At 33.3% G+C, this 19707-nt stretch carries 21 protein-coding genes and 2 tRNA genes; 10 read left to right on the plus strand and 13 right to left on the minus strand.

Features of this window, described 5'->3' with window-relative positions:
* Nucleotides 1-19: 19 nt before the first annotated feature.
* The 3 genes from gldM (at nucleotide 20) to IWX84_RS05995 (ending at nucleotide 3663) form a co-directional block, all read left to right on the plus strand.
* Nucleotides 20-1567 (plus strand): gliding motility protein GldM, encoded by a 1548-nt coding sequence (gene gldM / locus IWX84_RS05985; RefSeq protein ID WP_196849837.1) that lies wholly within the window; start codon nucleotides 20-22, stop codon nucleotides 1565-1567.
* 51 nt (nucleotides 1568-1618) lie between these two features.
* The gene (gene gldN / locus IWX84_RS05990) at nucleotides 1619-2509 is read left to right on the plus strand and encodes a gliding motility protein GldN (protein ID WP_196849906.1); all 891 of its coding nucleotides are present in this window, start codon (nucleotides 1619-1621) and stop codon (nucleotides 2507-2509) included.
* A gap of 101 nt (nucleotides 2510-2610) precedes the next feature.
* Nucleotides 2611-3663, plus strand: coding sequence for an NAD(P)/FAD-dependent oxidoreductase (locus IWX84_RS05995; RefSeq protein WP_196849838.1), 1053 nt, complete (start codon nucleotides 2611-2613; stop codon nucleotides 3661-3663).
* 2 nt (nucleotides 3664-3665) lie between these two features.
* Here the strand turns inward: IWX84_RS05995 and IWX84_RS06000 are convergent, their stop codons facing one another.
* Nucleotides 3666-4049 carry a DUF983 domain-containing protein gene (locus IWX84_RS06000; RefSeq protein ID WP_196849839.1) on the minus strand — a complete coding sequence of 128 codons (384 nt, stop codon included), beginning with the start codon at nucleotides 4047-4049 and terminating at the stop codon, nucleotides 3666-3668.
* Between the two features lie 64 nt (nucleotides 4050-4113).
* Here IWX84_RS06000 and IWX84_RS06005 point away from each other — a divergent pair, with 64 nt between their 5' ends.
* Complete coding sequence (locus IWX84_RS06005; RefSeq protein ID WP_196849840.1) at nucleotides 4114-6021, plus strand: ABC-F family ATP-binding cassette domain-containing protein; 1908 nt, start codon at nucleotides 4114-4116, stop codon at nucleotides 6019-6021.
* 167 nt (nucleotides 6022-6188) lie between these two features.
* Here IWX84_RS06005 and IWX84_RS06010 read toward each other — a convergent pair whose 3' ends face one another.
* Nucleotides 6189-7154 (minus strand): App1 family protein, encoded by a 966-nt coding sequence (locus IWX84_RS06010; RefSeq protein WP_196849841.1) that lies wholly within the window; start codon nucleotides 7152-7154, stop codon nucleotides 6189-6191.
* A gap of 62 nt (nucleotides 7155-7216) precedes the next feature.
* Here IWX84_RS06010 and IWX84_RS06015 point away from each other — a divergent pair, with 62 nt between their 5' ends.
* Nucleotides 7217-8086 carry a diacylglycerol/lipid kinase family protein gene (locus IWX84_RS06015; protein WP_196849842.1) on the plus strand — a complete coding sequence of 290 codons (870 nt, stop codon included), beginning with the start codon at nucleotides 7217-7219 and terminating at the stop codon, nucleotides 8084-8086.
* A 14-nt stretch (nucleotides 8087-8100) separates the two neighbouring features.
* On the opposite strand, the gene IWX84_RS06020 is transcribed toward IWX84_RS06015, so the two are convergent.
* Nucleotides 8101-9249: a GNAT family N-acetyltransferase gene (locus IWX84_RS06020; RefSeq protein ID WP_196849843.1), complete on the minus strand. Its 1149-nt coding sequence runs from the start codon at nucleotides 9247-9249 to the stop codon at nucleotides 8101-8103.
* Nucleotides 9250-9343: 94 nt separating this feature from the next.
* On the opposite strand from IWX84_RS06020, the gene IWX84_RS06025 reads away from it, so the two are divergent.
* Nucleotides 9344-9622 carry a 4a-hydroxytetrahydrobiopterin dehydratase gene (locus IWX84_RS06025; RefSeq protein WP_196849844.1) on the plus strand — a complete coding sequence of 93 codons (279 nt, stop codon included), beginning with the start codon at nucleotides 9344-9346 and terminating at the stop codon, nucleotides 9620-9622.
* Between the two features lie 56 nt (nucleotides 9623-9678).
* Here IWX84_RS06025 and IWX84_RS06030 read toward each other — a convergent pair whose 3' ends face one another.
* Nucleotides 9679-10161: a DUF1761 domain-containing protein gene (locus IWX84_RS06030; RefSeq protein ID WP_196849845.1), complete on the minus strand. Its 483-nt coding sequence runs from the start codon at nucleotides 10159-10161 to the stop codon at nucleotides 9679-9681.
* A gap of 180 nt (nucleotides 10162-10341) precedes the next feature.
* On the opposite strand from IWX84_RS06030, the gene IWX84_RS06035 reads away from it, so the two are divergent.
* Nucleotides 10342-11196, plus strand: a complete 855-nt coding sequence (locus IWX84_RS06035; RefSeq protein ID WP_196849846.1) for a leucine-rich repeat domain-containing protein — start codon at nucleotides 10342-10344, stop codon at nucleotides 11194-11196.
* A gap of 239 nt (nucleotides 11197-11435) precedes the next feature.
* Here the strand turns inward: IWX84_RS06035 and IWX84_RS06040 are convergent.
* Nucleotides 11436-11508 (minus strand) — tRNA-Met (locus IWX84_RS06040).
* Nucleotides 11509-11542: 34 nt separating this feature from the next.
* Nucleotides 11543-11615: transfer RNA gene (locus tag IWX84_RS06045), tRNA-Met, on the minus strand.
* A 118-nt stretch (nucleotides 11616-11733) separates the two neighbouring features.
* Between IWX84_RS06045 and era the strand changes: the two genes are divergently transcribed.
* The gene (gene era, locus IWX84_RS06050) at nucleotides 11734-12615 is read left to right on the plus strand and encodes a GTPase Era (RefSeq protein WP_196849847.1); all 882 of its coding nucleotides are present in this window, start codon (nucleotides 11734-11736) and stop codon (nucleotides 12613-12615) included.
* A 299-nt stretch (nucleotides 12616-12914) separates the two neighbouring features.
* On the opposite strand, the gene IWX84_RS06055 is transcribed toward era, so the two are convergent.
* Complete coding sequence (locus IWX84_RS06055) at nucleotides 12915-13412, minus strand: hypothetical protein (RefSeq protein WP_196849848.1); 498 nt, start codon at nucleotides 13410-13412, stop codon at nucleotides 12915-12917.
* Between the two features lie 108 nt (nucleotides 13413-13520).
* On the opposite strand from IWX84_RS06055, the gene der reads away from it, so the two are divergent.
* Both der and IWX84_RS06065 read left to right on the plus strand, forming a co-directional pair.
* On the plus strand, nucleotides 13521-14831 hold the full coding sequence (der, locus tag IWX84_RS06060; protein WP_196849849.1) for a ribosome biogenesis GTPase Der: 1311 nt from the start codon (nucleotides 13521-13523) through the stop codon (nucleotides 14829-14831).
* Between the two features lie 78 nt (nucleotides 14832-14909).
* Complete coding sequence (locus IWX84_RS06065; RefSeq protein ID WP_196849850.1) at nucleotides 14910-15701, plus strand: SDR family oxidoreductase; 792 nt, start codon at nucleotides 14910-14912, stop codon at nucleotides 15699-15701.
* 98 nt (nucleotides 15702-15799) lie between these two features.
* Here the strand turns inward: IWX84_RS06065 and IWX84_RS06070 are convergent, their stop codons facing one another.
* The 6 genes from IWX84_RS06070 to IWX84_RS06095 form a co-directional block, all read right to left on the minus strand.
* A complete protein-coding gene (locus IWX84_RS06070; protein ID WP_196849851.1) occupies nucleotides 15800-16039 on the minus strand; it encodes a hypothetical protein in 240 nt (79 codons plus the stop codon).
* Between the two features lie 241 nt (nucleotides 16040-16280).
* Nucleotides 16281-17093 carry a TPM domain-containing protein gene (locus tag IWX84_RS06075; RefSeq protein ID WP_196849852.1) on the minus strand — a complete coding sequence of 271 codons (813 nt, stop codon included), beginning with the start codon at nucleotides 17091-17093 and terminating at the stop codon, nucleotides 16281-16283.
* On the minus strand, nucleotides 17093-17530 hold the full coding sequence (locus tag IWX84_RS06080; protein ID WP_196849853.1) for a TPM domain-containing protein: 438 nt from the start codon (nucleotides 17528-17530) through the stop codon (nucleotides 17093-17095). The genes IWX84_RS06075 and IWX84_RS06080 overlap by 1 nt, the downstream gene beginning before the upstream one ends.
* A gap of 88 nt (nucleotides 17531-17618) precedes the next feature.
* Complete coding sequence (locus tag IWX84_RS06085; protein ID WP_196849854.1) at nucleotides 17619-18206, minus strand: LemA family protein; 588 nt, start codon at nucleotides 18204-18206, stop codon at nucleotides 17619-17621.
* A gap of 12 nt (nucleotides 18207-18218) precedes the next feature.
* Nucleotides 18219-18551: a MerR family transcriptional regulator gene (locus tag IWX84_RS06090; RefSeq protein WP_035670311.1), complete on the minus strand. Its 333-nt coding sequence runs from the start codon at nucleotides 18549-18551 to the stop codon at nucleotides 18219-18221.
* 98 nt (nucleotides 18552-18649) lie between these two features.
* Complete coding sequence (locus IWX84_RS06095) at nucleotides 18650-19627, minus strand: M23 family metallopeptidase (protein ID WP_196849855.1); 978 nt, start codon at nucleotides 19625-19627, stop codon at nucleotides 18650-18652.
* Nucleotides 19628-19707: the final 80 nt, after the last annotated feature.

Below are 19707 nucleotides of genomic sequence, written 5' to 3' on the forward strand. Positions count from 1 at the left end.
AAACTAATTAGTAGAAAATATGGCAGGAGGAAAACAAACCCCTAGACAGAAGATGATTAACCTAATGTACTTGGTTTTTATCGCAATGTTAGCATTAAATATGTCCAAAGAAGTCTTATCGGCTTTTGGGATTTTAAACATTAAAATTGTAGAGTCGAACTCTATTACAGATACTAGAAATCAATCTTCCTTTGAGCAATTGTCTCAGAAAGCTGTAGATCAACCAGGTCAATTTGGTGACAAGAAAATTAAAGTAGAGAAGATTAGAGCAGTATCCAAAGAGTTTAATGATTATATTGAAAACTTAAAAACGGATGTAACCAAGAAATTTGTTAGAGACGCTGAAGGGAATTTGCCTTACGAACAAATGGATAAAGGGGATTTAATTGATAGAAAGTTTTTTACTGGTGATAGAGTTTCTAAAGAAGGTCAAGAATTTTTGAATAAAGTTAATAACTTTTCAGTCCAAATAAAAAAGATTGGTGGTAGTTCAATTGCTGAATCAGAAATGAAAAAAATTGAAGCGAGATTTGCTACAAATCCAGTTTATTCTGAAAAAGCGGGTGCAAAATTACCTTGGATAGATTATAATTACAAGGGATATCCACTTATTGCAACTATTACAAAATTGTCTCAATTGCAAGCTGATATTAAAACTACAGAAAGTGATGTTATGACGGGGATGTTCCAATCGGATTTGGTTGCGGCAGCTTCACTTACAGCTTACCAACCGATAGTTGTTCTTGAAAAATCTGTTTTCTTTCAAGGTGAGGCGGTAAAGGGAAAAATTATTTTGGGTAAATTTGATCCTTCTTTAAAAGCTAAATCGGTTATTGTAAATGGTTCAAGTGTTGCGGCACAAGCAGGTCAGGCTAATTTCTCTTTTGGAGCAGGTAATATTGGGGAACACCCAATAGGAGGTTCTTTCAATTTTGATGAAAATGGTAAGGTTGTAAGTTTGCCTATAAAAGATAAATATGTTGTTGTTGCCAGACCAAAATCGGCAACTATCTCTGCAGATAAAATGAATGTTGTGTATAGAGGTGTTGTAAACCCTATGACAATCTCTTTTGCAGGAGTTTCAGCAGATAAAGTTTCAGCTTCTGCTCCTGGATTAAGCTCAGTTGGTGGTGGAAAATATAACATGAGTCCAGGTGGAGGAACAGAAACAGTAATTAATGTTACTGCAACACTTCCTGACGGTTCTAAAGTTTCTGATAAAAAATCTTTTAGGATTAAAGGTATTCCTGGTCCTACTGGAACAATTAGAGGAGAAATGGGAGTGGTAAAAGGTCCTAAATCAAATTTAGAAATTGCAACAATTGGAGCAAAATTAGTTGATTTTGATTTTGAAGTTGGTTTAAATGTTGTTGGATTTAATTTTAAAGTTACTGGCCAGCCTACAGTTGTTGTTCCAGGTAATAAATTGAATGCACAATGTAAAGCAGTTCTTTCTAAAGTAGGAAGAGGAGATCAAGTTACCATTTCTGAAATTAAAACTAAACTAGTAGGTGCAGGTAGTTATTTATTACCAAGAACTGCTCCAGTTATTTTTGAAATACAATAATAAGTACGTTTAAAGCAAAACCTACTTCAATATCTTATTATGAAAACCATGATGAACGTAAGAAATTTTTTAATAGCTATTATCTCTGTTACTTGGAGTTTTGCATCTGTAGCACAATCTAATTTGCTTAATGCTAAGACCCCGGATCAAATAGGGCTTAAATCCGCTGCACAACTTATTTCGGATAATGACAAACCTTTAGAATATGGTTATGTTCACGATAGAGATGTTTTGATGGGTAAAACAACTTGGGAAATTATTGACTTAAGCGAGAAAATTAATTTTGCTTTATATTTTCCAATTGATACTGCAAATATTGGTTCGGATAGACGCTCATTGTATGATGTGCTTACTAAAGCGATGAAAAATGGCAAAATCACTGAAGTTTACACGGATAGTTATTTTAATACAAAAAAATCTCTAAAAGACATTCAGGGTTCACTTTCTCGTATTGATACTACAGATGTAGGGAGAGAACAAATAAATGCTGGTCAAGCAGTAGCAGCAGAGAATATTTTAAAACAAGATCTTACGGCTCAAGATGTAACCCAATATAAAATTAAAGGATATTGGTATTTTGATAAACGCCAAAGTGAATTGAAATATCGTTTACTAGGTATTTGTCCAGTAACTCCAGATGTTTACACGATGAACAGCGATGAGAAAGATTACATCGATTTATTTTGGGTATTTTTTCCATCGGCGAGAGAGGTTTTGCATGAGGCGAAAGCTTTCAATGACAAGAACTCTGCGATGCCAATTTCTTTTGATCAAATTCTAAATTCAAGGCGTTTTAATAGCACCATTTATAAAGAAGAAAATATGTATGGTGATAGAGAGATTAAGGATTATATGAAAGATAACGCACAGAATCAATTGTTAGAGTCAGAAAGAGTGAAAGAAAAAATTCGCAATTTTGAACAAGATATGTGGAATTATTAAATTTCATTTTAGGAATAAGAGAAACTCTTACTGTAATGGTAAGAGTTTTTTTGTTTTAATACCCTTACCTTTGAATAATTTTAAAAAAGGTACCACTTCAAATGATAGATTACTTAATAATTGGATCAGGTTTAGCAGGAATATCATTTGCAGAAACGGCTTTGCAAAATGACAAATCCATTTTTGTTCTAGACAATAATTCTCAAAATTCTTCTAAAATTGCCGGGGGACTTTACAACCCTGTTATTTTAAAACGCTTTAGCGAAGTGTGGCAGGCTCAGGAACAATTGCTTTTGATGAATGAATTTTATACTAATTTAGAAGAAAAAATAAAATGCAAAGTTGATTTTAAAAAGCCGATTTTGAGGAAATTTTTCTCAATTGAAGAGCAAAATAATTGGTTCGCAGCTTCTGATAAATTTGCATTAGCTCCTTTTTTATCTACTGAAATAATTTCGAAAAAGTATAAGGGAATTGATTCGCCGTATGGTTATGGTGAAGTACTGCAAACAGGTTATGTGGATACAGCATTGTTGCTGGAAAAGTACAAGGAATATCTTAGAAACGATGATTTGTTTTTAGACGAATCTTTTGATTATACTGCATTGCAAATTGAAAGCAATGGCATTCGCTATAAAAATATTCAGGCAAGGCATGTTGTTTTTGCAGAAGGTTTTGGGATGCATGCTAATCCTTATTTTAAAAATTTGCCGTTGGACGGAACAAAAGGAGAGCTTTTTATTATAAAAGCGCCGGAATTAGAATTGGATGTAATCGTCAATACTAGTGTTTTTATTCTTCCTCTTGGAAATGATTTGTTCAAAGTTGGCGCAACCTACAATTGGAAAGATAAAACAGATTTACCTACTGAAGAAGGAAAAACAGAATTAATCGAAAGAATAAAAGAAATTATCGCATGTGAATTTGAAATTGTAGCTCATTTTGCTGGAGTCCGGCCCACTGTCAAAGACAGAAGACCATTGGTTGGAACTCATCAAGATTACAAGACAGTACACCTACTTAATGGTTTGGGCACAAGAGGTGTTATGCTGGGACCTTCAATGGCCAAAGCTTTATTTGAATTTATTGAATTTCAAAAACCTTTAGATATTGTGATTGATATAAAAAGGTTTTTAAATAAAGTCAAAAAATAATATTATTTCAAACCACTTTTAGGGTCGTAAGAAACAAACATATTGATGTAAATATTCCTAGACCATCGTAACACAAAAGGGAATAAAACGATAAGGGAGACGATGATTGAGATAAATGCTACTTTTATGTCGGAATTAAAGATTACGTAGGAGATTATGAAAGCGGCAGTTCCAATGGCAACATTTAATCCGTAACTCACATACATTGCACCATAAAAAAACGAAGGTTCAATTTGATATTTAAAGCCACAATGGCTACAATTTTCATGCATTTTTAAAATCTTACTCAGATGTAACGGATTTTTATCCAAATACATACTCTCATTCTGACATTTAGGACAACTTCCTGTTAAAATACTATTTAGTTTGGATCCTTTTTTTAACATTTGCAAAAATTTTTAACAAAGGTACAGTTTTTGAAACCCTACCGATGTAACATTATCACAAATTATGCTCAATATACACAATCTATCTGTTTCGTTTGGCGGTTCTTATTTATTTGAAGAAGTTACCTTTCGTTTAGGTGCTGGAGACCGTGTTGGTCTCGTAGGTAAAAACGGTGCTGGAAAATCCACCATGCTTAAAATTTTAGCAAAGGATTTTGCTCCTGACTCGGGAAGCATCGCTCAAGAGAAAGAAGTTCGAATGGGATTCTTGCGCCAAGATATTGATTTTGAGCAAGGAAGGACCGTTCTTGAAGAAGCGTATGAAGCTTTTACAGATATTAAAATTGTAGAAAAAAAACTGGCAGAAATCAACCATTTGCTTGTGACTCGTACTGATTATGAAAGTGAGGAATACAGCCAAATAATTGAAGATTTATCCGACTACACACATCGTTTTGAATTATTAGGTGGGTATAATTATGTTGGAGACACAGAGAAGATTCTTTTGGGATTGGGGTTTAAAAGAGAGGTGTTCAACAATCAAACGGAGACATTTTCTGGAGGTTGGAGAATGCGTATTGAATTAGCCAAATTATTATTGCAGGCCAATGACGTTTTGTTGCTGGATGAGCCTACGAATCACCTGGATATCGAGAGTATCATTTGGTTAGAAAGTTTCTTGCGCAATTATCCTGGAGTTGTGGTGATTGTTTCTCACGATAAAATGTTTTTGGATAATGTGACCAATAGAACTATCGAAATTTCACTTGGTAAAGCGTACGATTTCAATAAACCATATTCTGAATATTTAGAATTGCGTCATGAAATTCGCGAAAAACAATTGGCAACACAAAAAAATCAAGCTAAAAAAATTGAAGAAACCGAAAAATTAATCGAGAAATTCCGTGCCAAAGCTTCCAAAGCTTCCATGGCACAATCGATGATTAAGAAACTCGATAAAATAGAGCGCATTGAAGTTGATGAAGATGACAACTCAGTTATGAATATTACGTTTCCTGTTTCAAAAGAACCAGGTAGAGTAGTTGTGGAAGCCGAAAATGTGACTAAAAGCTACGGTGACAAAACCATCTTGAAAGATATTAATCTATTAGTGGAACGTGGAAGCAAAATTGCTTTTGTGGGACAAAATGGACAAGGAAAATCAACGTTTATAAAAGCAATAGTTGACGAATTTGAATATCAAGGAAGCATAAAGCTGGGTCATAATGTACAATTGGGTTATTTTGCACAAAATCAAGCAGAATATTTAGACGGTGAAATTACGTTGTTACAAACGATGGAGGATGCAGCTGCCGATACCAATCGCTCCAAAGTACGCGATATGCTAGGTTCATTCTTATTTCGTGGCGATGATGTAGAGAAAAAAGTAAAAGTCCTTTCTGGGGGTGAAAGAAACCGTTTGGCGCTATGTAAATTGCTTTTGCAGCCCATAAATGTTTTGTTGATGGATGAGCCAACCAATCACTTGGACATTAAATCCAAAAATGTTTTGAAAGCCGCTTTACAAAAATTTGGCGGAACTTTACTGTTGGTTTCTCACGATAGAGATTTCTTGCAAGGCATGTCAAATTTGGTGTATGAATTCAAAGATCAAAAAATAAAAGAATATTTAGGCGATATCAATTATTTCTTGGAACAACGCAATATGGAAAATATGCGTGAAGTCGAGAAAAAGGATGCACTAAAAGCTTCGGCGCCAAAAGAAAGCAACAAAGCTTCCTACGAAGATCAGAAAAAAGGGAAATCACTGCAAAATAAGTTGAGTAAAGTCGAAAGCCAAATCAAACAATTGGAAAAAGACATTCAAAACGATGATAAAATGTTGGCTTCAAACTATGATAAAAATATCGAAGACGCTAAATTTTTCATGGCTTACAACAAGAAAAAAGCAGAATTAGATAAATTATTGTTGGAATGGGAATTGGTTCAGGAAGAAATTGATAATTTGTAGCCAATCCAGCTTTACGTTTCAATCTTTCAAGGAAAAAACTTTTTTTGTTAGACCTTGCAGGAGCTCCCTCTGGTCGCTCTGCAAAATCAGCAAAAAATAGTTTTTTTCTTAAAAAGATTTCCACTTCAATCCGGGCTAAAAAAAAATCGGAATACACAAGATTTTCTTTAAATCAATCCCATCATTTCTGAGTGGGCAATGGCTTCTTTGCTATTTTTGAAATAACAAACCGATACTTGCAAACTCTCCAGATTTTTCAATACAGTCTCTACTTTTTCTTTTTTATATTCTCCAGTTTGTCTAATATAAACTGCTTTTACGGTGACTGGAAATATTTTACAAATAGCTTCGTATAAAAAAGGATCATGTTGCGAATCATCACCCAACAACACATATTCCAAATTTGGATAAAATTCCAGAATGTGTTTTATCTTGTCAAACTTATGATTATGGTTGCCTCTTCCAGTCATAAAGAAATCAGTAAGACTAGTTTTAATATCCTTCAATAATAATACAGCCCTTGGCAATTGATGAATTTCCGTAAATTTCACAATAAAGCGGTACAGATTCCATTCGCTACTTGAAACATAAAAAAAGGCATTTTGTTCCTCTTTGTTATTTCTTCCGGCTGAACTCAATGCTTGGTAATGAGGGACAACATCTTCAAAAACTTTTCTCTTATCAATATTTTTAAATAATAAAATATATAATTTCATCAATGGATTTTCAGTATTCGACACTAAAAAGGTATCGTCAATATCAGATATAATTCCTAAATTTCCTTTATTTGGACGGATGTAACTTTCTGTTGTTACTATTGTTTCGTTTTTGTAAATAATACTCACTGAATAATCAATCCAGCCATATTTCGTGAATTGGTCTAACGGCACACAAAATTTGAAATAGCCGTCATTCAAAGTTTTAGTATGGATCTTCACATTGTTATGCTCTAAATAAACATCAGCGTTTGCTTGTGTTTTAACTCTAAATAGCCGGATTACGGAGGCGGCATTTTTAAAATTTTTTTTCTGAAAATTATAATCTTTTGCACTCGTTGGTCTAAAAACATGTCCCATTACAATTAATTCCTGCTCGTTTGCATACCCGCGATATAATTTTAAAATTGGCTTCATTTATTGTACTTTTGATAAGTATTGTAAATTAAATGTTTTTAACCAATAAATGTAGCTAAATTTTGAGAAAGAATATCATAATGATTGTAAATCCTATTTCAGGAGATCTGGATAAATCAGAACTGACTGATGCTGCATTTTCTTTTGCGGAGGAAGAAAATCTTAATCTTGTGATTTACAATACTTCGGGAGTAAACGATATTATAAACATTCAGGCGCTTTATCTAAGTTATAAACCAGAAAGAATTATTGTTGCTGGTGGGGATGGAACTATTAAAATGGTCTCGGAGGCGCTGCAAAAAGAGGACGTAATATTAGGAATCTTGCCTGCTGGCTCTGCCAATGGCCTAGCTGTAGATTTAGATTTAATGTTGACTCTTGAAGAAAATCTTCAAATTGCATTTCAAAATGATTTTATGGAAATAGATGTCATTACTATAAATGACAAAATTAGTTTGCATTTGAGTGATTTAGGTCTTAATGCGGAACTTATTAAAAACTATGAAAATGCGACAATTCGTGGGAAATGGGGTTATGCTTTGCAAGCCGTAAACACGCTAATTGATTTCGAGGGACCTTTTACCGCGACAATAACTGCCAATGATGAAACTATAAATTGTGTTGCACGAATGATTGTAATTGCCAATTCTAAAAAATATGGTACCGGTGTCGTGATTAATCCTGAAGGAGAAATGAATGATGGAAAATTTGAATTAGTAATTTTGAAAAATTTAGATCTTTATGTTTTTGGGCAAATCGTAACAGGAAATATGCCAATTGAATCTAATGATGTTGAGATAATATCAACAAATCAAGCATTTATAAAAACTAATTTCCCGGTAAGTTTTCAAATGGATGGCGAATATTGTGGTACAGAAACAGAATACAATGTTGAGATTTTGCACAAACAGATGAAAGTAGCAATACCGTAATTTGTTATTTGAAATTATTTAAACGGATTTCGTTCCTGCCAAATGGTTTCGGGTTCTAAATATTTGAAAAATTTAGGCATATAAGAATTAATCAATGCATTACTATGTTCTATAAATCCAAACATTTTTACTGGTTTTGCACCTACTGAGCTCTTTATTTCAAGAGCAGTTCTGGCGAAAACAATTTCCTTAAAACCTTTGTTGATTGAATAGGCAATCATGTCATACAGCATATTTAAATACAACATTTTTTCACGTTGAATGCTTTCGTCATAACCCAAAAAATAAGTATCCATTACTTCACCATTTTTGATTAAAGTATTGAATCCTATCAATTTGCCGTCGATAAAATACCCATAAAAAAGAATCTTGTCTTTAAAAATTTCCTTGAAGGTTCTAAAGTGATTCTTTGGAAGGAAAAAAGTATTAAATGGAGCATTTTTTGCCACATGAAAATACAAATCGTAAATAGTTTCTTCGTATTTGATGATGTCTTCTAAATGCAACTTTCTTTTTTCAATCAAATCCGCTTTTTTTCGAGCTCTTTTGAATTGATCTCTATATTTTTTTGAAAGCGAGTCTATATAGTCTTGTTCTGATTTCCAATTTTCATTTATGGTAAATACCATGTTGGGCTGCGTAGAAAATTGATAATTATTTTTAAACTCTGAAATTTCAAAGTTTTTAATTTCCTCTTCATCAAAATCTTTAAACGAAGTGATGTGTGTTTTTTTACCTTTGGATCTAAATAATTCATTTAATGCTAAAGAAGCTGTTTTCAATGTTCTAATAGCTTCCTTTTTATCAATTTCATCTGAAAAAGCAAAAGCATTTTGTCCAGTCAGCATATTATTTCCAATCAGTAAAACATTGGAAGAGAAATTTTTGAAAGCAAAATTTCTCATTGCGGTTTTAATGCACTTATCACGTTCACCAAAAGATTCTAGTTTGTTCAAATCTAAAAATTGAGAAACAGCAATGCCTTCTAAAAGATCATTTTTGAAAATTCCTATAAAATGACAAATCATATTTTCCGGAGAAGATTTTTCTAATACTTGCAGGTATTTTTTGGATAAAAAAATAGTTGATGTAGCTAGATCATCCCAGTTTGTTGGAAGTTCAGCTGTGGAGGCGTAAATTTTATAGGAAAAAGATGGATTCAAATTGAATTTTAATATTTGTCAAATTTAGTTAATTAAGTTAAAGTATTTTTATATGATTTGAAATTAACTAACTTTAACTACTAAATAGAAAATTATGAAAAAGTATACTGATGAAGAAATTCAATCCCAATTAAAAGACTTGAAAGACTGGGAATTTATTGATAATGCGATCGAGAGGAAATTTAAATTTTCGGATTTCACGCAAGCGCTGGGGTTTATAGTTCAAGTAGGATTGATGGCCGAGAAAAGAAATCATCATCCGGAACTTTTCAACGTATATAATAAGGTTAACATCCGATTGAATACACATGATGCTAACGGAGTTACGGAAAAAGATTTTGACTTGGCAAAAGCTATCGATCTAATCAAATAAAAAAATCTCGTCTTATTTTAAAAATAAGGCGAGATTTTTTTTAAAATATTTTATTGTTATTTCCATGCACAAATAATTCCGCCCATAATCATAAAACATACAATCCAGAAGCCACCGTTTACTAAAGTATATTTAAAACTTTTTCTTTCAAACAATGCATTGGTACCAATAATCGGCAATGCTAAAAATAATCCAGCCATAAAACCGTGTAAGACACCGTGTTTGAAGGTTCTAAATGCCATTCCGTAATCTGCCATAAAAGCGACATAGGATGGTTTAGCTATGCTGGCATCTCCGCCAACCATGCCTAAAGCACCTGTTTGATGGATTGTGAGGTATTGAAGAATGACACTGATGAGAAACGCGTATAGAAAGGAAGCACCAAATATCATTAGCATATTTCCTCCTTTCATCTTTTCTTCTGTCATTCCTGATTCTTTCATCCAGATAGTTCCAAAAACTTTTGGGTTGTACCAAATAAATCCAACAACAAGTGTTGAAAATGCCGCAACTAATAGCGCTATAAAATTCATTTCCATAAATTAATTTTTTAGAGGTTGATAAATCAAATTTACAATTTATTATTAACGACAATAAATTATTTTTTTTGTAGGAAATATACGTTTTGAATATAAATTTAGATGCATTTCATCGATTATATTTGCCGATGAAGTAAATTGAGTGTAAGTTTATAAGTGTCAAAAGTAATATTTCAATTTATGAAAAATTTATCTACTCTGTTTTTAACTGTTTTGTTTTCCTTTTCGATGTTTGCGAATGTTTCTGTTACTGAGAGAGATGCATTAGTGAAGTTGTATGAAAAAACAAATGGAAATCAGTGGATTACAAAATGGGATTTGACAAAACCCGTATCTAGTTGGTATGGAGTTACAGTACAAGATGAAAAAGTAGTTTCAATAAATTTAGCAAATAATAATTTAGTTGGAGAAATCCCAAATGACATTGTGAATTTAGTGAATTTAGAAGAATTGGATTTGCATAAAAATCATATCTCTGGTACGGTTCCTTCATTAGTTGGGAATTTAAAAAATCTTACCACATTAAATATCTCGTTTAATAATTTGTCGGGGACAATTCCAGAATCCGTTTGTGAAATATATAAATTAAAGCAATTAGAGCTTTACATGAATGACCTTTCCGGAGAATTGCCGCAGCAAATCGGGAATTTGAAAAACTTAGAAATACTTTCTTTGTTTAATAATGGATTAACGGGGCAAATACCAAGTTCACTTTATAATGCGAAGTCATTGAAGGTATTACTTTTAAATAGCAATAAACTGAACGGAGAATTGGGCCATGAAGTGGCAAATTTAAAATCTCTTGAAAATCTTAGTTTATTTGATAATAAAATGAATGGGGAAGTTCCAGTTGAGTTGGAAAAGCTGAATAATCTGAAAGAAATGAATATTTCTTACAATATGTTCAACGGACTAGTTTCTAAAAGCTTGGTCCTATTAGATACATTAAATATGACGATGTTAAATGATAAAGGAATTACTGTTTTATTAGATGTAAATGATAGTGAATATAAAGCTATCGTTTCTGAAGATTAACATAAGTTGAAAATACCCTGTTTAATTGTAATTAGTTTTAATAATTTTAGTTTTTTTTAAGTAAGTTTTAATTAATTTAGTTGTTTGAAGCCTGTAAAGTTTACTTTACAGGCTTTTTTTTTGGATAATAAAACAACTACTATTTGTACAGCACTTTGCTTAATTACAAGTTTATTAAAGCATATAAATTATATGATATAAACAAAAAAGCCTCAGATTTCTCTGAAGCTTTGTCTTAGTAGCGGGAACAGGACTCGAACCTGTGACCTTCGGGTTATGAGCCCGACGAGCTGCCTACTGCTCTATCCCGCGATGTGCGTTTTGTAATCTCAATAAGGCTACTTAGTAGCGGGAACAGGACTCGAACCTGTGACCTTCGGGTTATGAGCCCGACGAGCTGCCTACTGCTCTATCCCGCGTTGTTTCGGGTGCAAATGTACAACTATATTTAAGAAACCCAAACATAAATTTAATAAAATGTTTTATTTCATCTATTGACTTGATATAACTACCTTTGCAAAATAAATTATAATAAAAATGTCACATAAAGCAGGTTTTGTAAATATCATAGGAAATCCAAACGTTGGGAAGTCAACATTAATGAATGCCTTCGTAGGGGAACGATTGTCAATCATTACATCTAAAGCACAAACAACTCGTCATAGAATTCTTGGGATTGTAAACGGAGAAGATTTTCAATTAATCTTATCAGATACACCAGGAATCATCAAACCAGCATACGAAATGCAGGAATCCATGATGAATTTTGTAAAGTCGGCTTTTGAAGATGCTGATATTTTGATTTACATGGTCGAGATTGGCGAACAAGATTTAAAAGATGAAGCTTTTTTTTATAAAATTATTCACGCTACAATTCCGGTTCTTCTTTTATTGAACAAAATTGATACATCAAACCAAGTGCAACTGGAGGAACAAGTTGCTTTTTGGGCAGCTAAGGTTCCTAATGCTGAGATTTTCCCAATATCAGCCTTGCAGAATTTTAATGTTCCTGAAGTTTTTGGGAGAATAATAGAATTGTTGCCGGAATCACCAGCTTATTATCCAAAAGATCAACTTACCGATAAACCGGAACGTTTCTTTGTAAACGAAACCATTCGGGAGAAAATCTTGCTGAATTACAGCAAAGAAATTCCATATGCAGTAGAAATAGTTACCGAAGAATTTTTTGAAGATGAGAACATCATTAGAATCCGTTCTTTAATTATGGTCGAACGTGAAACCCAAAAAGGAATCATCATTGGTCATAAAGGAGCTGCTTTGAAAAAAGTAGGGACCGAGTCCCGTGCTGATTTGGAGAAGTTTTTTGGTAAACAAATATTCATAGAACTTGTAGTGAAAGTGAATAAAAACTGGAGGAGTAATACCAATATGTTGAAACGTTTTGGGTACAATCAGTAAAGACAGTAGCTCTAAAAAGCTTTGCGTTGTTCTAATCCGATTCATTTTTAGTTAAAACGATTGAAAAGGGGTTTGGATTTTTTTAAAATTTGAATGGAACTTTAAAAAAAAAATATAAAATCAATATTGGAATTTGTTTTCCGATATTGATTTTTTTTTAGCCCAGATAGAAATGAAAACCCCGCAGCCAGAAGTTGTCGTTTTTCTTGTCGTGAAAAAGCTATCAACGAAAGCTCTTTTTGCGGCTTAGAAAGACACAACTTCTGGTGAGGAGTTGCAATGAAGAGCTGGATTAGCTGCTAAGAATTTAATATTTCTTTGTATAAATCTTCTAAATATTTCATTTGGTTGTTGCCATTTCTTCTGATTTGTGTGGCGATGAAGTACAACAGAAACCAAACGATAACCATTAGAATCATAACGATGAAATCGAAAGTAGTGTCGAATGTTAAGATGTAATTGGAGTAGGCGATTCCGCCAAAAATTAAAAATATTCCAGCAGTAATAAAATGAAGAAACATAAAAAACGTCCACAAGTTTGGGTCTGGTCCAAATAAACCTCTGATGTTTGTTTCTGTGGGGCTTGTGGGTTCTAATTCAAGATGTAAGTGAGGCGAGTAATATTTTTTTTGTGGGCCTTTTAGGTTCAACCAAATGTGGTACCCTCGTATTTTTACGAAATAATCATTGGATTTTATTTGGGTATAATTAGCAAATTTTTGGCGTAATACATCTGCATTTTCCGGAATATCTTTATGAAAACGTAAACGAAGGCTAATTTCATTATTAATATCCATAAGATTAATTTTATTTGGTTAGAAAAATTTTGGTATTGCTAATATATTAAAAATATTGATATTCAAGTTATTTAACCCTACCTTTGCAAAATATTTGAATTAAGGATTATGAACAACATAGTTGCCATTGTAGGAAGGCCAAACGTAGGAAAATCGACGCTTTTTAATCGATTGATACAAAGAAGAGAAGCGATTGTAGATTCAGTTTCGGGAGTTACCCGTGATAGAAACTACGGGAAAAGTGAGTGGAACGGAAAAGAATTTTCTGTAATTGATACGGGAGGATATGTTCGTGGATCGGATGACGTTTTTGAAGCAGAAATCCGTAAACAAGTAGAACTTGCTATTGATGAAGCGGATGTAATCATATTTGTGGTTGATGTTGAAGAAGGTATTACTCCAATGGATGATGCTGTTGCAAGATTGTTGCGTAAAGTGACTAAGCCGGTTTTACTTGCTGTAAATAAGGTGGATAATGCGATGCGTGAGAAAGATGCAATTGAGTTTTATAATTTGGGTTTAGGTGAATATTATACTTTTGCAAGTATTTCTGGAAGTGGAACAGGCGATTTATTGGATGCATTAATTGATGCTTTTCCTGTAAAACCAGAGCCAACTCAAGAAGAAATTGTATTGCCTCGTTTTGCAGTTGTAGGTCGTCCTAATGCTGGAAAATCAAGTTTTATCAATGCTTTAATTGGTAAAGAGCGTTACATTGTTACTGACATTGCGGGTACTACTCGTGATTCTATTGATACAAAATTTGACCGTTTTGGTTTCGAATTCAACTTGGTTGATACTGCTGGAATTCGTCGTAAAGCAAAGGTAAAAGAAGATTTAGAGTTTTATTCAGTAATGCGTTCAGTACGTGCGATTGAACATGCTGATATTTGTATCTTGATTATTGATGCAACACGTGGATTTGAAGGGCAGGATCAAAGTATTTTTTGGTTGGCTGAAAAAAACAGAAAAGGGGTTGTGATTTTAGTTAATAAATGGGATTTAGTCGAAAAAGAAACGATGTCAACCCGTGATTATGAAGAAAAAATTAGAGAAGAATTAATGCCATTTACGGATGTGCCTATTCTTTTTGTTTCTGCTTTAACAAAACAACGTTTATTAAAAGCATTAGAAGCAACAGTAAAAGTTTTCGAAAATAGACAACAACGCATTGCAACTTCAAAATTCAATGAATTTATGTTGAAAGTGATTGAAGCCTATCCACCACCCGCAACCAAAGGAAAGTATGTGAAAATTAAATATTGTATGCAGTTGCCCACACCAACGCCTCAGTTTGTATTTTTTGCCAATATGCCACAATATGTAAAAGAACCTTACAAACGTTATCTGGAAAATAAAATTAGAGAAAACTGGGACTTTTCAGGAGTGCCAATCGATATTTATATCAGAGAGAAGTAATTTTTATTTCCGCTGTTCTATTATAAAGTTTATTGAGTTTGCAAAAACTCGGTAAACTTTTTTTATTTTTATAAAAAAATGAAATCAATAAATGGTAAAGTAGTTTGGATTACTGGAGCTTCAAGCGGGATAGGGGAAGCTTTGGCTTATGAACTTAGCAAGAGAGACTGCAAGCTCATTTTGTCTGCACGAAATATTGAAAATTTGGAAAGGGTAAAATCTCGGTGTGTAAATGCATCAGTAGTTCTCCTGCCTTTTGATTTAACTGATTTTGATGATGCCAAAAAACATGTTGAAAGTGCTATTTCTGCTTTCGGAAAAATTGACGTTCTTGTAAATAACGGTGGAGTAAGTCAACGTTCACTTTTAGCGGAAACTGATTTTGAAGTGGATAAAAAACTGATTGAAGTAGATTATCTGGGAACTATTGCTTTAACAAAGGCTTTGTTGCCCCATTTTATCAAAAATAGAGAAGGACATTTTGTAACCATAACCAGCTTAATGGGAAAGTTTGGTTCTCCATATCGTTCCGGTTATTGTGGTGCGAAACATGCCTTGCATGGTTTTTTTGACGTACTGCGGATGGAACATCAAAAAGACAGTATCAATGTCACCCTAATTTGTCCTGGATTTATTCAAACTAATGTAGCTATAAATGCTCTTACTGCCAATGGATCGAAGCAAAATATCGATGATGAAGCTACTTTAAATGGTATGCCAGTGGCTGTTTTTGCTAAAAAATTAATCAATGCCGTTGAATCTACAAAGTTTGAAGCTTACATCGGTGGAAAAGAAGTTTTTGGTGTTTATTTGAAGCGATTTTTTCCTAAATTGTTACACCGGTTTGTTTTGAAAAGCAAAGTGAGATAAATTTTAATAGTAGCTGATGAAAATTTAAATCAGAAATTCATATGAATAGAAAATCCCGAGCAATGGGGATTTTTTTAAATTAAGATGGATTCGAACGATTAGCTTTCTTCTTCTTCTTCTAAAGTTTCCATTGGATGATCCTCATACCAATCCTTAAAAGTTTTTACTGTTCTGTAATCATCATGTAAAACGGTATATATCATAAACAAGATTAATGGTATACCAATGCAATACAAGGTCATTATTACCGGCAAAGAAACATTAGTTTGACATAAACCAGCAAAAATAAAAACATATAAAGTGGTAAACCACACGAGTTTAATTGCAGAATTTTTCATGGCTTTTTCTATTAAAGTTACATTAAGTTTGATTAAAATAGAGTTAAAGTATTCATAATCAATGTATATTTATGTAAATTTCAAGAATGATGAATTTATATAAAATGGTATGTATTTATTTTTTGAACTGATATCGCCAATATGAAAAAGAAATTCCCTGTACAATAGTTAGAAAGTCTCGAACAAAAAAAGCTGCAACTTGCAGCTTTTTATTTAAGATTGTAATTGTAAAATATATTTGTTACCAATCGCCACTGGAACCACCACCAGAGAATCCTCCGCCACCAAATCCACCACCAAAACCGCCGCCTCCGCCGCCAAATCCGCCTCCAGATGAACCACCAAAACCTCCGCCACCGCTATTTCTGCCGAGACTGCTCAGTAATATTATATCCAGTAAACTCGGACCTCCTCCTGAATTGCCGGAATTTCCGCCACCGCCTCTTCTGTTTTTGGAAATTAGAATTAAGATAATAACGATAATAACAATGAAAGGTAAGATCGGGAATCCTTTATCTTGTTTGGTTTGTTTTCTTTCGCCTTTGTATTTGCCTTTGAAAACATTTATTATGGCATCGGTACCTTTGTCAAGTCCGCTGTAGTAACTTCCTGCTTTAAATTCGGGAATGATGATATTTCTAATTATTTCGCCTCCAATTCCTGCCGTCAATCGATCTTCTAATCCATAACCTGGATTTATAGCTATTTTTCTTTCGGCTTTAGCCAATAAAATAATTACACCATTGTCGTCTTTTGCGGTTCCTCCAATACCCCAGGTTTGTCCCCATTTAGTCGCTAGCTGGCTAACATCTTCGTTTTTGAGACTTTCTATGGTAACAATCACAATTTGAGTAGTGGTGGAATCGGAATATTTAATGAGTTTTTCTTCTAATTGCGTTTTTTCGGTCGCGCTTAATACATTCGCATAATCATAGACAGAAGTTTGCAAACTTGGTTTTTCAGGAATTGTAAATTGGGCAAAACTAATTTGTGTAAATAAAAAACAAACGAGTAGTTGTAGGACGATTGGGGAATTCTTTTTTAGTAAAATCATTATCCTTTAGATATTTCGTTTGATAATTCATTGTTGTCATCTGCTGACCATGGAAAATGTTTTTTCAATTGTTCTCCTGCCATCAAAATGCCATCAATAAGCCCTTGTTTGAAATTGTCTTTTTTGAATTGTGTAGCCATCACATCTTTGGTAGTATCCCAAAAATCATTTGCAACAACATCATCGATGCCTTTGTCTCCGCAAATCACAAATTTTTTGTCAGCAACGGCAAAATATAATAAAACACCGTTTTTAAGTTGCGTTTCGTTCATTTTCAATTCATTAAATACTTCCAAAGCCCTGTCGAACGGAACTTTGGAAGTTGTTTTTTCTATATGTACCCTAATCTCGCCAGAAGTATTTTTTTCGGCCATGCGAATAGCTTCCACAACGGCTTGTTCTTCTTCTTTGGTTAAAAAATCTTCTACTTTTGACATGGGAAAAATTTTTAAATGAAGATTAACGATTTTTGATTGCAGTATATTCTACAATCAAAAATCGTTAATCGAAAATCTGAAATCGTTTTTAGAATTTTACTTCAACAGGTTTATCAGCTCCTTCAACAGAATTGAAATATGCTTTTTCTTTGAAACCAAACATACCAGCAAACAAGCTATTTGGAAACGTTTTAATGTGAGAGTTGTATGGTTTTACTGCCTCGTTAAAACGTGTTCTAGCGGTAAGAATTTGATTTTCCGTACTAGCTAATTCATCTTGTAGTTTCAAGAAATTCTGATTGGCTTTCAAATCAGGATATTGCTCTACGGTTACTAATAATCTAGACAAAGAACTGCTTACGCCACTTTGTGCTTTATTGAATTCGGCTAATTTTTCCGGTGTAATATTCGTTGGGTCAACAGTTGTTGAAGTTGCTTTGGCACGGGCTTCAATTACAGCTGTTAAAGTGCTTTTTTCAAATTCGGCGGCTCCTTTTACGGTATTTACTAAATTACCAATAAGGTCGTTTCTTCGTTGGTAAGCAGTCTGTACGTCTCCCCAAGATTGCTCAACGGTTTGATTTAATGCAACAGCAGTATTGTTAATTCCTTTAACCCAGCTGTAAATTCCAATGATAACAACTGCTACGATAATCCAAGGCAAAAATCTTTTCATGTTTATTTAATTTTAAAGTTGATTTTTAATATTTGTTAATTGTGTTCTTATTGTTTCTAGTTTGCGTATAATTTCAAATTTATCCAAGGTTTTTTTCTGTCCTTCTTTCAAATGTGTTTTGGCACCTTCCAGCGTAAAACCTCTTTCCTTCACTAAATGAAAGATGAGTTGTAAATTCGTTACGTCTTCGGGCGTGAACATTCTGTTGCCTTTGGCGTTTTTTTTAGGTTTTAAAATGTCAAATTCATTATCCCAAAAACGGATAAGCGATGCATTCACATCAAATGCTTTAGCTACTTCGCCAATGCTGTAATATCTTTTGTCTTTAGAAAGTTCAATATGCATATTATTTTTATTTTTTGTCAAGTTGAATAGTCACTGAATACTATTTTATGATCTTTTATCTGAAAACTGCGAACCGAACACTGAATACTATTTTTGTATTAGTCTAATGATTGATTTTCTTGGTTTGCTAATTTTGATATCGCAACATACTCAATCGCAGAAATATTGCCATAATAAAAATTAAGCGGATTCACCACTTTCTCATCTTTGTGCACTTCATAATGTAAATGAGGACCTTCAGACCTTCCGGTACTCCCTACATATCCTATAACATCGCCACGTTTTATCCTTTGGCCGGCTCTACAATTGTATTTACTTAAATGGGCATATAATGTTTCATAACCGTAACCGTGCCTTAGTAAAATATGATTTCCGTATCCTGATGCTGTATTGTCTGCTTTTTCAACAACTCCATCACCAGTTGCATAAATTGGAGTTCCTATTTTTGCAGAAAAATCCATGCCTTCATGCATCTTTCTTACCTTAGTAAAAGGATCCGTTCGATAACCAAAACCGGAGGCTAAACTTTTCAAATTCTCATTCCTTACGGGTTGAATAGCAGGAATAGCAGCTAATAATTTATCTTTTGCTTTAGCCAATTTCAAAATATAATCCAGTGATTTAGACTGGATGGCTAGCTCCTTGCTCAGCACATCAACTCTTTTGGTGGTATTGATTACCAACTGAGAATTGTCATATCCTTCCAACGCTTTGTACCGATTGATTTTACTGAAACCTGCCTTTCTTTCTTCAGCAGGAATTGGTTTAGCATTAAAATAAACCCGGTATATATTATTGTCCCGGTCTTCAATAGCTTCGATAACATCATCTACCTGATCCATTTTTTTATTTACAATGGAATAATTTAATTTCAAATTTTCAATTTCACGCGCTTGCAAACGATCTTTTGGTGTTTCAAAATAAGGAGTGTTCAATAATACAATGAAACATAAAAATCCAAACAATGCTGATGCTATAAGAAATAGAGCTGCAACGCCAAATTTCTTTCTTTTTCTTATTTTTATTTTTCGGTATGCTAGATTTTCGGAATCGTAATAATATTTTACTTTCGCCATGATTTAAAATACCCTATTTTTGCACCTAGTAAAAGGTTAGTCGAACAAATTTAATAAATGTTTCATTTGTTCTGCTCTTT

Source organism: Flavobacterium sp. CG_9.10 (assembly GCF_015752245.1).
GTDB lineage: Bacteria > Bacteroidota > Bacteroidia > Flavobacteriales > Flavobacteriaceae > Flavobacterium.